This window comes from Streptomyces sp. NPDC053755, assembly GCF_040677675.1.
Classification (GTDB): domain Bacteria; phylum Actinomycetota; class Actinomycetes; order Streptomycetales; family Streptomycetaceae; genus Streptomyces.
Map to the genome: position 1 here is coordinate 96,014 of NZ_JBFASK010000017.1, position 13,382 is coordinate 109,395.

The following is a 13,382-nucleotide window of genomic DNA, read 5'->3' on the forward strand; positions in this document are numbered from 1 at the left end:
GGAAATTTTGGAAACGGACATTCCGGGCTCAGCTGCGGTTCCCGCATATCGGACATCCTCCGGCGGTCCAACCAATCGGTCGGTATGCCGGATCGTCGATCTTTCAATCTTCGGCGATCGGCCGGATTCTGCCTCGCAATGCAAGGCGAAGATCGAAGCTGTGAGTGGATTGCGATCTTCCGGATGTGGAAACCGCAGCACTTAACGTCCTGTTCATGACTCAGGTGGATGCACGGCCCCAGGCCGGAGACACGGTAAGGGGCGTCGACGCCCCCGGCGACACCCAGGGCGTACGCCGCAAGGGGCTCGGCGGGAACTCCGTCGGGCTGATGGGCAGTGCCGTCATCGGCGTCTCCACCGTCGCCCCGGTCTACTGCCTGACCTCGACGCTGGGCTCCACGGCCGGCGAGGTCGGACTCCAGATGCCCGCGATCTTCCTCGCCGGCTTCCTCCCCATGCTGCTCGTGGCGTTCGCCTACCGCGAGCTCAACAAGGTCATGCCGGACTGCGGCACCTCCTTCACCTGGACCGTGAAGGCCTTCGGCCCCCGGATCGGCTGGATGTGCGGCTGGGGCCTCGTCATCGCGACGATCATCGTCCTCTCCAACCTCGCCGGCGTCGCGACCTCCTACTTCTGGCTGCTGGCCGGCGAGATCACGAGCAACCCGTCGATCGCGGCCCTGGACGACAACAAGGCCGTCCACATCGTCACCTGCCTCGCGCTCATCGCGCTGGCCACGGCGATCAGCTATCGCGGCATGACCGCCACCAAGGGCGTGCAGTACGCCCTCGTCGGCCTCCAGCTCGTCGTGCTCGTCGTGTTCGTCGCCATGGCCTTCCAGAAGGCCGGCAGCGGCGCCTTCGACACCGGCCTGAGCTTCTCCTGGTCCTGGATGAACCCGTTCGCCGTCCAGTCCTTCGCGGCCTTCACCGCCGGTCTCTCCCTCTCGATCTTCATGTACTGGGGCTGGGACGCCTGTCTCGCCACCAACGAGGAGACCTCCGGCTCCACCAAGACCCCCGGCCGCGCCGCGCTCGTCGCGATGGTCGTCCTGGTCGCCTCCTACCTGGCCACCGGCATCGCCGCCCAGATGGCCGTCGGCTCCGGCGACACCGGCCTCGGCCTCGCCAACCCGGAGACCTCCGACAACGTCTTCGCCGCCCTCGCCGGTCCGGTCATGGGCCCGGCCCTCGGCATCCTGCTCTTCGTCGCGGTCCTCGCCTCGGCGGCGGCCAGCCTCCAGACGACGTTCATCCCCGTGGCGCGCACCGTGCTCGCCATGTCGGCCTACGAGGCCCTCCCCGCCTCCTTCGCCAAGGTCCACCCCCGCTTCAAGGTCCCCGGCAAGGCCACGGTCGTCGCGGGCGTCGCGACCGGCGTCTTCTACACGGTCATGACCCTGGTCAGCGAGAACGTCCTGGTCGACACGATCTACGCGCTCGGCCTGATGATCTGCTTCTACTACTCGCTCACGGCGTTCGCCTGTGCCTGGTACTTCCGCAAGGAGCTGTTCCGCTCCGGCCGGAACCTCCTCTACAAGGGCGTGTGCCCGGTCCTCGGCGGCGTCCTCCTGACCGCCGTCTTCGGCAAGACGCTGTACGACATGTGGGACCCGGCCTACGGCAGTGGCTCCTCGGTCCTCGGCGTCGGCTCGGTGTTCGTCATCGGCGTCGGACTGCTGCTGCTCGGTGTGGTGATCATGCTGGTGATGCAGCGCAGGAGCCCCGCGTTCTTCCGGGGCGAGGTGCTGACCAAGGAGACGCCCTCGCTCGTCGTCGCCGACTGAGCACCAGCACGACGAGCACCTGAGTCGCAGTACCGAAGGTGGCGGGACCGGACGGGGTCCCGCCACCTTCTTCGTACGGCGGGCCTCACGGCTGGACCATGCTCGAGGCCGAGAGGCGGCACCGTCCGATTACCGTCCCGCCGCCGTGTTCGACAGGATGGGCCCATGACCGAGATCCGTACCCCCCGACTCCTCCTCCGCCGCTGGACCGACGACGACCTCGTCCCCATGGCCGAGATCAACGCGGATCCCGAGGTCATGCGCTGGATCGGCGACGGCTCCGTGCGCGACCTGGAGGAGACCGCCGAGGACATCGAGCGCTGGGAGGAGGAGTGGGACGAGGAGGGCTTCGGGCTCTTCGCCGTCGAGCTGCTCGGCTCCGGCGAGCTGATCGGCTTCGCCGGCCTCTCCGTGCCGGAGTTCCTGCCCGAGGTGCTGCCCGCCGTGGAGATCGGCTGGCGGCTCGGGCGCCCCTTCTGGGGACAGGGCTACGCCTCCGAGGCCGCCCACGCAGCCCTGGAGTTCGCCCTCCAGGACCGCGGCCTGGACCGGGTCGTCAGCATCACGCACATCAGCAACACCGCCTCCGAGAACGTCATGCGCAAGCTCGGCATGACCCCGGAGCGCGACACGGTCCACCCCGTCTTCGACGTCCCCCTGCGGGTCCACGCCATCGACCTCAGCGAGTACCAGGGCTGACCGGGCGGGCCCGCCGGAAGCGGATCCGCGCCCCCCGGGCGGGTCCGCCCGCCGCGGATCCGGGCGCCGGGACGACGCGCGCCGTGCGCGCGTCGCACCTCTCGGAAAACCACGCCCCACGCCCTACCGTGCCCCCATGCGGATCTCGACCACGATCTTCCTGACCGACGAGACCATCACCCCCGTGCGGCTCGCGCGCGAACTGGAACAGCGCGGCTTCGCCGGGCTCTACCTCCCCGAGCACACCCACATCCCGGTCGAACGGACCACCCCCTACCCCGCGGCCGGCACCGAACTGCCCCGCGAGTACGGCCGGACGCTCGACCCCTTCGTCGCCCTCGGCCAGGCCGCGGCCGTCACCGGGAGCCTCGGAATCGGCACCGGCATCACGCTGGTCACCCAGCACGACCCGATCGCGCTGGCCAAGCAGATCGCCACCCTCGACCACCTCTCCGGGGGCCGCTTCACCCTCGGCGTCGGCTTCGGCTGGAACAAGGAGGAGGCCGCCGACCACGGGGTGGAGTGGGCCACCCGGCGCGAGCTCGGCCGGGAGCGGATGGCGCTGATGCGCGCCCTGTGGGCCCCCGAACCCACCGCGTACGAGGGCGCCCTCGGGGTCTCCGTCCGCGCCTCCCACGCGTGGCCCAAGCCCGCGGGCGGCGCCCCCCGCACCCTCCTGGGCGGGGCGGCCGGCCCCGGGCTCTTCGCGCAGATCGCCGACGCCGCCGACGGCTGGATGCCGATCGGGGGACGCGGCCTGTCGCAGTCGGTGCCGGTCCTGCGCGAGACCTGGGAGAAGGCCGGCCGCGACCCGGCGGACCTGCGGATCGTCCCGTACGCGGTCGTGCCGAACCAGGGCAAGCTGGCGCACTACGCGGAGCTGGGCTGCGAAGAGGCCGTGCTCCAGCTCCCGCCGGGGGACGAGACCGAGGTGCTGCGCGTCCTGGACGACTACGCGCGGTACCTCTGACCGTTCACCTCAACGAAGCGCCGGGGGCTCCAGACCCTCGACGGCTTCCTCGCCACCGGCACCGGAGGGGTCGTAGGCGCAGGGCATCGCCGTGAATCCGTCGAGGGTCTCCCCGTGGGACCACCAGGTGACGACGACCCGGTCCGGGTTGTCGTCCGCCTCGTCCCGCCGCTCGGCCCGCACCACCCGGTCGTCCCCGCTGTCGCGGAACGCGGTGACGGTCCAGCCGGTCCTGTCCAGGTGGTCGCGGAGCCGGCGGAGCGCGGCCCCGCCCTCCTGCTCGGAGACGCCGGCGACCCGCCAGTTGTGTCCGAGCCGGTAGGAGCCCTCCTCGGGCTCGTCCGCCATGCTCTCCAGGCCGTCCGGGTAGCAGACCTCGGCGGAGATCGAGTTCTCGGCGGCGCGGTGGCCACCGTCCGGCCGCACGGCGGGCAGCGCGCCGCCGAGTCCGGCGACGTCGTACAGCTCCTGGGTCCGCGAGGCGGCCCGCTCGGCCATCACGGCCGGAGCCACCTCCGGGAAACCCTCGCCCGTCGCCCGTTCCACGGCGTAGGTGACGAGGAGCCCTGCCACGAGCAGCACCGGAACCGCGACCGCGGCGAGGATCACGAAGAAGGTGAACCGCAGGGCACCGCGCAGCGGCGCCGGCGGATCGGCCACGTCGTCCATCAGTTCGTTCGTCACGACCGCGACACTAGAACGCGTTCCCGGGGGCCCGGATGAGCACCGCTCCTCAGCCGGACCGGGTGCGGGTACTCACGCGTCCCCGCCCCGACGTCCGCGTTCCCGCTTCCGACGGCCGCTCGTATGCTCGGTGCATGACGGATCACCAGCCCGGACGGCCCACCGAGAACGCCATGCGCCGTGCCCTCAAGCGGGCCAGGGACGGGGTGGCGCTCGACGTCACCGAGGCCGCCGTGCTGCTCCAGGCGCGGGGCGCGGACCTGGAGGACCTCGCCGGATCGGCGGCCCGGGTGCGCGACGCGGGCCTCGCCGCCGCCGGCCGGCCCGGGGTCATCACCTACTCCAAGAGCGTCTTCATCCCGCTCACCCGGCTCTGCAGGGACACCTGCCACTACTGCACCTTCGTCACCGTGCCCGGCAAGCTGCGCCGCGCCGGGCACGGGATGTTCATGTCCCCCGACGAGGTCCTGGACATCGCCCGCCGCGGCGCCGAATTGGGCTGCAAGGAAGCCCTGATCACGCTCGGCGACAAACCCGAGGACCGCTGGCCCGAAGCGCGGGAGTGGCTCGACGCGCACGGCTACGACGACACCCTGGCGTACGTACGGGCCATGGCGATCCGCATCCTGGAGGAGACCGGGCTCCTGCCCCACCTCAACCCCGGCGTGCTGTCCTGGACGGACTTCCAGCGCCTCAAGCCGGTCGCCCCCAGCATGGGCATGATGCTGGAGACGACCGCGACCCGCCTGTGGTCCGAGCCCGGCGGGCCGCACTACGGCTCCCCGGACAAGGACCCCGCCGTGCGGCTGCGGGTCCTGGAGGACGCCGGTCGCTCCTCCGTGCCCTTCACCAGCGGACTGCTCATCGGGATCGGCGAGACGTACGAGGAGCGGGCCGAGTCCCTCTTCGCGCTGCGCAAGGTCTCCCGCGCCTACCACTCGGTCCAGGAGCTGATCATCCAGAACTTCCGCGCGAAGCCGGACACGGCGATGCGCGGGATGCCGGACGCGGAACTCGACGACCTCGTCGCCACCATCGCCGTCGCCCGGCACATCATGGGCCCGAGCGCCTGCCTCCAGGCCCCGCCGAACCTCGTCGACGAGGAGTACGGCCGGCTCATCGGCGCCGGCATCGACGACTGGGGCGGGGTCTCGCCGCTCACCATCGACCACGTGAACCCCGAGCGGCCCTGGCCGCAGATCGACACCCTGGCCGAGAAGTCCCGCGCGGCCGGCTTCGAGCTGCGCGAACGCCTCTGCGTCTACCCCGAGTTCGTCGGCCGCGGCGAGCCCTGGCTCGACCCGCGGCTGCTGCCGCACGTCCGCGCCCTCGCGGACCCGGAGACGGGCCTTGCCGACCCGGACGCGCCGGTGCGCGGCCTGCCCTGGCAGGAGCCGGACGAGGCGTTCACGGCGAGCGGCCGCACCGACCTGCACCGCACCGTCGACACCACCGGCCGGACGCACGACCGCCGCGCGGACTTCGACGAGGTGTACGGCGACTGGGAGGCGCTGCGCGAGGCGGCCGTCCCGGGCATGGTCCCCCAGCGCATCGACACCGACGTGCGGGACGCCCTCGCCGTGGCCGCCGACGACCCGACACGGCTCACCGACGACCAGGCGCTGGCCCTGCTGCACGCGGACGGCCCCGCGCTCGACGCGCTGACCCGGATCGCCGACGACGTGCGCGCGTCGGTGAACGGCGACGACGTCACGTACGTCGTCACACGGAACATCAACTTCACCAACGTCTGCTACACCGGCTGCCGCTTCTGCGCCTTCGCGCAGCGGCGCACCGACGCCGACGCCTACACCCTCTCCCTCGACCAGGTCGCCGACCGGGCCCAGCAGGCGTGGGAGGTCGGCGCGGTCGAGGTGTGCATGCAGGGCGGCATCCACCCGGACCTTCCGGGCACGGCCTACTTCGACATCGCGCGGGCGGTGAAGGAGCGCGTCCCCGGCATGCACGTCCACGCCTTCTCCCCGATGGAGGTCGTCAACGGCGCCACCCGGACCGGACTCTCGATCCGCGAGTGGCTGACGGCCGCGAAGGAGGCCGGGCTCGACTCGATTCCCGGCACGGCCGCCGAGATCCTCGACGACGAGGTGCGGTGGGTCCTCACCAAGGGCAAGCTGCCCACGGCGACCTGGATCGAGGTCATCACCACCGCCCACGAGCTGGGCATCCGGTCCTCGTCCACGATGATGTACGGCCACGTGGACCAGCCGCGTCACTGGCTGGGCCACTTCCGCACGCTGGCCCGCATCCAGCGGGCGGCCCTGGAGGCCGGGCGGGAGGGCTTCACGGAGTTCGTGACGCTGCCCTTCATCCACACCAACGCCCCCGTCTACCTCGCGGGCATCGCCCGGCCCGGCCCGACGGTCCGCGACAACCGCGCCGTCACGGCCATGGCCAGGCTGCTGTTGCACCCGTACATCCCGAACATCCAGACCAGCTGGGTGAAGCTGGGCGCGGAGGGCGCCGCCGAGATGCTCCGCTCCGGCGCGAACGACCTGGGCGGCACGCTGATGGAGGAGACCATCTCCCGGATGGCCGGCTCCGGCTACGGCTCGTACCGCTCGGTCAGGGACCTGACCGCCATCGCGGAGGCGGCCGGCCGCCCCGCCCGGCCGAGGACGACGCTCTACGGCGAGGTGCCGGAGGAGCGGGTGCGGGCGGCGCTCGCGTCCGACGGCCACCTGCCGGAGCTGCTGCCGGTACTGGGCGACTGACGCGGTTCCCCGGCGGCCGACACGTCCCGGCGGTGACGCGGCCCGGCGGCCGACGCGGCCGGGTGGCCGACGGAGCCGAACGGACCCCGACGGTGAAGGTTCCGTCGGGGTCCGGTGAACTGCGGTCGAAAAGGGACAGAAAGGCATCCGATCGCAAAACGTTCCGACCCGCGAACGTGAGAACCCGGTCCATTACAGTGCTGCGAGATGCGCGACCTGTGCGCCGAGGGCTTTCCGGGGGAGGGCACGTCGTGACGACGACCGCCGCGGCCGTGTGGGGCCGTGCCGAACAGCAGGACTTCCGGGCCCGGGTGCGCGGCTGCCTCCTCGGCGGGGCCGTCGGCGACGCCTTCGGCGCCGGAGTCGCGGCGCTGTCCCTGGAGGAGATCAGGGCCGAGCACGGCCCGCAGGGGCTCACCGAGCCGGTCCCGGCCCACGGCAGGCGCGGGGCCGTCACCGCCGCCACGCAGATGACCCTCTTCACCGTCGACGGGCTGATACGCGCGCAGGTCCGCCGGGACACCGGGGCCTGGCACCCGCCCACCGACGTCCACCGGGCCCATCTGCGCTGGGCGGCCACGCAGCGCGACTGGGGCCCCGACGAACGGCGCGAGGACAACGGCTGGCTCGCCCGCGAGGAGTGGCTCTACGCCCGCAGGGATCCGGCCCGCAGCTGTCTGACGGGTCTCGGCGACGACGTCCTCGGCACCCTCGACAAGCCCAAGAATCCGGGCGCGACCGATTCCGGCGCGCTGGTCAGGTCGGCGCCCTTCGGGCTGCTCGTCGGCTGGGAGCCGCAGCTGGTGTGCCAGTTGGCGGTGGAGTGCGCGGCCCAGACGCACGGCGATCCCGCCGCCTACCTCGCGGCCGGTGCCCTCGCCGTCGTCGTGCACGGCCTCGCCCGCGGCGAGAGCGTCGACGGCTCGGTGCAGCGGGCGCTCGGCCAGCTCGCCCCCCGCCCCGGCCACGAGCCCGTCACCGCCGCCCTCCAGCAGGCCCTCGGGGCCGTACGGCAGGGCATGCCGAACGCCGCCAGGGTCACCGCCCTCGGCGCGGACGAGGACCGGGCCGAGAACCTCCTCGCCGTCGCGGTCTACTGCGCCCTCGTCGGGGAGGACATCCGCCACGGTCTGCGCCTCGCGGTCAACCACGACGGGCCCTCGGCGGCGACCGGCGCGGTGACGGGCGCCCTGCTCGGCGCCCTGCACGGCGAGACGGCCCTCCCGCCGGCCTGGCTGGCCGAGCTGGAGGGCCGTTCGACGGTCCTGGAGATAGCGGACGACTTCGCGATGGAGATGACGCAGGGCGCCGCCCTGCACAGCCCCTCCGAGTCCTCGCCCGGCTGGCTGGCGCGTTATCCGAGGGGCTGACCCGTGCGGTCGCCGCCGCTCTGCGCGGGGACGGCGGCCGCTCCGGCCGGGCTGCCGTCGTCCGAGTGGAGCCGGTCGAGGACCGCGTCCCTCTCCGGGGTGTCCTCGGGCTTGATGAAGCCGATGAGGATGTAGAGGACGAGGGAGACGGCGAGCGGCGAGACGATCTGGATCTGGAGTTCGAGGCCGTCGAGGCCGTAGTTGGTCAGCCAGAAGGTGAAGAGGCCGGCCGCCCACGAGACCAGCGCCGCCGTCGGCCCGGACTTCCGGAAGGACCGCAGCAGTCCGAGCATGAACGGGATGGCGATCGGTCCCATGAGCCCGGCCACCCACTTGATGACGATGGTGATGATGTCCTTGAAGGCGGGGGAGTTGACCTGGGTCGCGACCGCCATCGACAGCGCGAGGAAGGCGATCGTCGACCAGCGCGCGGCGAGCAGCCCGGCCCGGTGGGTCCAGGTCCGGGCGGCCTTGCTCAGCACGGGGGCGATGTCCCGGGTGAAGACGGCCGCGATGGCGTTGGCGTCCGAGGAGCACATGGCCATGGTGTGCGAGAAGAAGCCGACGATGACCAGGCCGAGCAGGCCGTGCGGCAGCAGCTGTTCGGTCATCAGGGCGTACGAGTCGGAGGCGTCGGGCTTCTTGGGGTCGACGAGCAGCGGCGCGACCCACATGGGGAAGAAGAGGACCAGCGGCCAGACGAACCACAGGACGGCCGAGAGCCGGCCGGAGCGGGTGGCCTCGCGGGCGTTGGGCGTGGCCATGTAGCGCTGGGCCTGGTTCCACATGCCGCCGCTGTACTCGAAGGTCTTGATGAAGAGGTAGGCGAGCAGGAACGTCATCGTGTACGGGCCCGCGGTCGGCGCCGTGTGCCCCTGGAGTTCGGGCCGGTCCCAGACCGTCCACAGGGCGCTGAAGCCGCCCAGCTTCGCCAGGACGGCGACGAGCATCGCGATGCCGGCGAAGAACTGGATGATGAACTGCCCCAGCTCGGTGAGCGCGTCGGCCCACAGGCCGCCGACGGTGCAGTAGATGCCCGTGACCACGCCGGTGATGAGGATGCCCTCGTTGAGGGAGATACCGGTGAAGACGGAGAGCAGGGTGGCGATGGCGGCCCATTTGGCGCCGACGTCGACGATCTTCAGCAGCACCCCGGACCAGGCGAGGGCCTGCTGGGTGGGCAGGTTGTAGCGGTTCTTCAGGTACTCCAGCGGGGACGCCACGTGGAGGCGCGACCGGAGGCGGTTGAGCCGGGGCGCGAAGAGGTGCGCGCCGATGGCGATGCCGATCGCGATGGGGAAGGACCAGGTGACGTACGAGGTGACGCCGTAGGTGTACGCGATGCCGGCGTAGCCGGTGAACATCACGGCGCTGTAGCCCGACATGTGGTGCGAGATGCCGGAGAGCCACCAGGGCATCTTGCCTCCGGCGGTGAAGAAGTCGGAGACGTCGTCCACGCGCTTGTGGGACCAGACGCCGATCGCGACCATCACGCCGAAGTAGCCGATGAGCACGGCCCAGTCGAGACTGTTCATTGAGCCCCCTCCAGGGGTTCCGGTCCGCCTTGTGAACGCCGTTCATGGTGTGGCGAGTTGAACGGCCACGACAACGCACTGGAGGGTCAAGAGAGGGTAAAATCGTTCGAGTTGTTGACCTCAGTTCATATTCATGAATCCAGATGGGGTCAAAAAGGGCCGTACGGCGGGGTTCTCCGTACGGCCCGGACGACGGGGGCGCGACCCCCTACCGCATCAGCTCGCCCGCGTTGACCAGAAGCGACTGCCCGGTGATGGCCCGCGCCCGGTCCGACGCCAGGAAGGCCGCCGCCTCCGCCACGTCCCCGTCGGTGGCCGGCTCGGGCAGCGCCATCCGCTCCGTGAGCCGCCCGAGCACCTCCGCCTCCGGCACGCCCTCCGCGTGCGCGGTGATCCGGACGTAGGCCTGGACCGGCGGCCCCCACATCCAGCCCGGCAGGACGGTGTTGACCCGGATCCGGTGGGGACCGAACTCCCGCGCCATCGAGTACATCGCCGAGGTCAGCGCGCCCTTCGAGGCCGCGTACGCCGCCTGCCGGACCTGCGAGGGGGCGGCCACCGACGACTGCGTACCGATCAGGACGACGGAGCCGCCCCGCTCCTTGAGCGCGGGCAGGCAGGCCCGGGTCATCCGCAGGGTGCCGAGCAGGTTGACGTCCAGGACGCCCTGCCAGGTGGCGAAGTCCGCGTCCTCCACGCCGCCGAAGTAGTCGTCCCAGGCCGCCACGTGCACCACCGCGTCGACCGCCCCGAACCGCTCGACCGCGAGCGCGGCCAGCGCCCCGCACTGCGCCTCGTCGGTGATGTCGGTGGGCAGGAAGGCGGTACGGCGCCCCTCGGGGTCGACGGCGGCCGCGCTCCTGGCGAGGTTCGCCTCGGTCCGCGCGCCGAGGACCGCGTTGCCCCCGTCCCGCACCACCGTCTGGGCGATCCGGTGGCCCAGCCCCGCGCCGACGCCCGACACGATCACGGTCTTCCCCTGGAGCGGCATCCGGGCGCCTCCCGACTCTGGCCAATTATCTGACGGCCCGTCAGAGTAGGGGCCTCCGGACGACTTGGGAAGGGACGCGGACATGGGCGACGACGCGCACACGAGCGGGGCCGAGGGGACGCGGAGCGAGACGTACGGCGAGCTGGCAGCCGTGGGGCCGTACGGCGTACGCCCGGGACACGCCCTGATCACGATGGTCGAGCCGCATCCGGGCCACGAGTACGCGTACAACCGCTGGTACGAGGACGACCACTACTACGCCGGCGCGATGGCGATGCCCTGGATGTACGCGGGGCGCCGCTGGGTGGCGACCCGCGCCCTCCAGGAGCTGCGCGCCCCCGAGAAGTCCGCGGTCGCCCAGCCGGTGACGGCGGGCTGCTACCTCTCCACGTACTGGGTCACCGAGGGCCGCTACGACGAGCACATGAAGTGGACCGTCGCCATCAACAAGCGCCTGAACCGCGACGGGCGCGTCTACCGCGACCGCACGCACGTCTTCACGGCCTTCCAGGACCACGAGGCGACCGTCTACCGGGACGGGGCGGCCGGCCCGCGGGACGTCCACGCCCTGGACCACCCCTATGCGGGCCTGATCCTCCAGGTGATCGACACGGAGGACCCCGGCCGACGGGCGGAGCTGCTCGAACACCTCCGCTCCCGCGAACTCCCCCGCCGCCTCGCGGGCTCGCCGGCGGCGATGGTGACCGTCTTCCGCCCCACACCACTGCCCGGGGACCGGATGACGTACGTCAAGCAGGTCGAGGGAACCGGCACGCGCCTGACCCTGCTCTGGTTCCTGGAACGCGACCCACGCGACGTCTGGCACGACCACTTCGCGGACCTGGCAGGGACGGCGGGCGAATCGGGCCGGGTGGAACTGGTGGCACCGTTCATCCCGACGGTCCCGGGGACGGACCGGTACGTCGACGAACTGAGGTGAGGTGATCCGGCGAGAAGCCGGGCGGGGGAGGGTGCCGGGCGGGGGGAAGGTGCCGGGCGGGGCCGAAAACAGACGGAGAAGCGCGGTCGCGGAGCGCGCGGTGCCGGGAATGGCCGAGCCCCCTCGGCCAGGACGGCGGACCGGTCGAGAGGGCTGCTGCGTGGTGCCCGCGACGGGTGCGGTCGCGTGACGCCGGGCGCCTGACGCGCGCCGTTCAGAGGGTTCCGGTGCTCACTTCGCTGACGAAGGCGTTCCAGGAGCCGGGTCCGAAGGCGAGGGAAGGGCCCTCGGGAGCCTTCGAGTCACGCACCGCGATCGCTGCCGTCGCAGGGGACTTGACCTCCACGCATGCCCCGTTCCCGCCGGAATAGGAGGACTTCGTCCAGGTGTCCGTAGCGCCCTGAATAATCGCCATGATCTCAGCTCCGGTTCTGCCCGTAGGGTGTCGCGCCAACCTTCTTGCTGGCGTGATCGACGCTACTCGCCGGTCCCGCCGCGTGGGGCGGGCGTTCACTCGACCGGATGGCATATTCCATGTGCTCTTCCGCCGGAACAAGGCCGAGGTGTACCGTACCGGCCTCATCCCCGACAGCAGGCCTTTCGGCCGTTTTTCACCCCTGATCTCCGCCCGCGTACTTTTTGGCGATGTCGGAGATGAAGTCCCGGGTCTGCTCCACATTCAGCGCCTGTGCCCGCAAGTGCTCGTACATCACGCTGTACTTCGCGACATCCTGCGCCTTCTCCAGATAGAGGTCGCTGGTCACTCCCTCGATATAGACGACGCTGGAGTCGGACGTGTCCGGGAACTCCAGAATCGCGTAGTGCCCGCTGATGCCCGGATGCGCACCCATCTCGAACGGCAGGACCTGGACGGTGACGTGCGGCAGGTGCGACTGCTCGACGAGGTGCTCCAGCTGCTCGATCATCAGCTGCCTGTTGCCGACCTCGCGGCGCAGCGCGCCCTCGTCGATGACCGCCCACAGGCGCAGCGGACGCTCCTCGTCCTTGATCCGGTCCTGGCGGCGGGTGCGGACGGTGACGCGCTTGTCGATGTCGGCCGGAGTCGACTCCGGCAGGGCCCCTCTGATGACGGCCTCCGCGTACCCGCGCGTCTGCAGAAGGCCGGGGATGATCTGGGGCTCGTACACGCGCAGGCTCTCCGCGTCCGTCTCCAGACCGATGTAGACGCTGTACGGGATGTCGCCGAAGGCGTGCCACCAGCCCTGCTGGCGCGAGTCCTTGGCCATCTGCATCAGCGACTCGACGACCCGCTCGTCCTCGACCTCGTAGACGCCGCACAGATCGCGGACGTCACGCTGGCTGATGGAGCGCCGGCCGTTCTCGAGACGGCTGATCTTCGACTGGGAGACCAGGAGACGCTCGGCGACCTGCTCGGCCGTCATGTTCTTCTGCTCCCGGAGCCGGCGCAGCTCCTGGCCCAATCGGCGTCGCCTGACGGTGGGGTTGACGGTGGACGCCACGGAAACTGCACCTCCGGCTGTCGGCTGCGTAGCTGTACGTATCTACTGCTTGGCAGACTGCCACCAAAGGCCTGGTGTGCGCTGGGAAATGACGACAACCCCGGTGGCGCAGGGCCCGGGCGCCCGGCCGGAGACGCGCGTGTGCGGGGCGGCCGGCTCGGCCGCCCCGCACACGTCTGTGCGGCTCCCGGAA

At 71.3% G+C, this 13,382-nt stretch carries 11 protein-coding genes; 6 read left to right on the forward strand and 5 right to left on the reverse strand.

The features are described from left to right. The first annotated feature begins 215 nt into the window (after window positions 1-215). The 3 genes from AB0K65_RS18255 (at window position 216) to AB0K65_RS18265 (ending at window position 3,456) form a co-directional block, all read left to right on the forward strand. Window positions 216-1,787, forward strand: coding sequence for an APC family permease (locus AB0K65_RS18255; protein WP_365717611.1), 1,572 nt, complete (start codon window positions 216-218; stop codon window positions 1,785-1,787). 165 nt (window positions 1,788-1,952) lie between these two features. Next, window positions 1,953-2,486: a GNAT family N-acetyltransferase gene (locus AB0K65_RS18260; protein WP_365717613.1), complete on the forward strand. Its 534-nt coding sequence runs from the start codon at window positions 1,953-1,955 to the stop codon at window positions 2,484-2,486. Between the two features lie 136 nt (window positions 2,487-2,622). Further along, entirely contained in the window at window positions 2,623-3,456 is an 834-nt protein-coding gene (locus tag AB0K65_RS18265; RefSeq protein WP_365717615.1) for a TIGR03619 family F420-dependent LLM class oxidoreductase, read from the forward strand. A gap of 9 nt (window positions 3,457-3,465) precedes the next feature. Here the strand turns inward: AB0K65_RS18265 and AB0K65_RS18270 are convergent, their stop codons facing one another. After that, window positions 3,466-4,140 (reverse strand): hypothetical protein, encoded by a 675-nt coding sequence (locus AB0K65_RS18270; RefSeq protein WP_365717617.1) that lies wholly within the window; start codon window positions 4,138-4,140, stop codon window positions 3,466-3,468. A 134-nt stretch (window positions 4,141-4,274) separates the two neighbouring features. Here AB0K65_RS18270 and AB0K65_RS18275 point away from each other — a divergent pair, with 134 nt between their 5' ends. After that, window positions 4,275-6,872 carry a bifunctional FO biosynthesis protein CofGH gene (locus AB0K65_RS18275; RefSeq protein ID WP_365717619.1) on the forward strand — a complete coding sequence of 866 codons (2,598 nt, stop codon included), beginning with the start codon at window positions 4,275-4,277 and terminating at the stop codon, window positions 6,870-6,872. A gap of 251 nt (window positions 6,873-7,123) precedes the next feature. Further along, a complete protein-coding gene (locus AB0K65_RS18280; protein WP_365717621.1) occupies window positions 7,124-8,242 on the forward strand; it encodes an ADP-ribosylglycohydrolase family protein in 1,119 nt (372 codons plus the stop codon). On the opposite strand, the gene AB0K65_RS18285 is transcribed toward AB0K65_RS18280, so the two are convergent. Continuing rightward, complete coding sequence (locus AB0K65_RS18285) at window positions 8,227-9,777, reverse strand: sodium:solute symporter family protein (protein ID WP_365717623.1); 1,551 nt, start codon at window positions 9,775-9,777, stop codon at window positions 8,227-8,229. The two genes, AB0K65_RS18280 and AB0K65_RS18285, sit on opposite strands and share 16 nt — an antisense overlap. A 208-nt stretch (window positions 9,778-9,985) precedes the next feature. Beyond that, window positions 9,986-10,768: an SDR family oxidoreductase gene (locus tag AB0K65_RS18290; RefSeq protein ID WP_365717625.1), complete on the reverse strand. Its 783-nt coding sequence runs from the start codon at window positions 10,766-10,768 to the stop codon at window positions 9,986-9,988. Window positions 10,769-10,850: 82 nt separating this feature from the next. On the opposite strand from AB0K65_RS18290, the gene AB0K65_RS18295 reads away from it, so the two are divergent. Then, complete coding sequence (locus AB0K65_RS18295) at window positions 10,851-11,708, forward strand: hypothetical protein (protein WP_365717626.1); 858 nt, start codon at window positions 10,851-10,853, stop codon at window positions 11,706-11,708. Window positions 11,709-11,922: 214 nt separating this feature from the next. On the opposite strand, the gene AB0K65_RS18300 is transcribed toward AB0K65_RS18295, so the two are convergent. Further along, a complete protein-coding gene (locus AB0K65_RS18300; RefSeq protein ID WP_365717628.1) occupies window positions 11,923-12,123 on the reverse strand; it encodes a DUF397 domain-containing protein in 201 nt (66 codons plus the stop codon). Window positions 12,124-12,319: 196 nt separating this feature from the next. Further along, window positions 12,320-13,189, reverse strand: a complete 870-nt coding sequence (locus AB0K65_RS18305; protein ID WP_365717630.1) for a helix-turn-helix transcriptional regulator — start codon at window positions 13,187-13,189, stop codon at window positions 12,320-12,322. Window positions 13,190-13,382 lie beyond the last annotated feature (193 nt).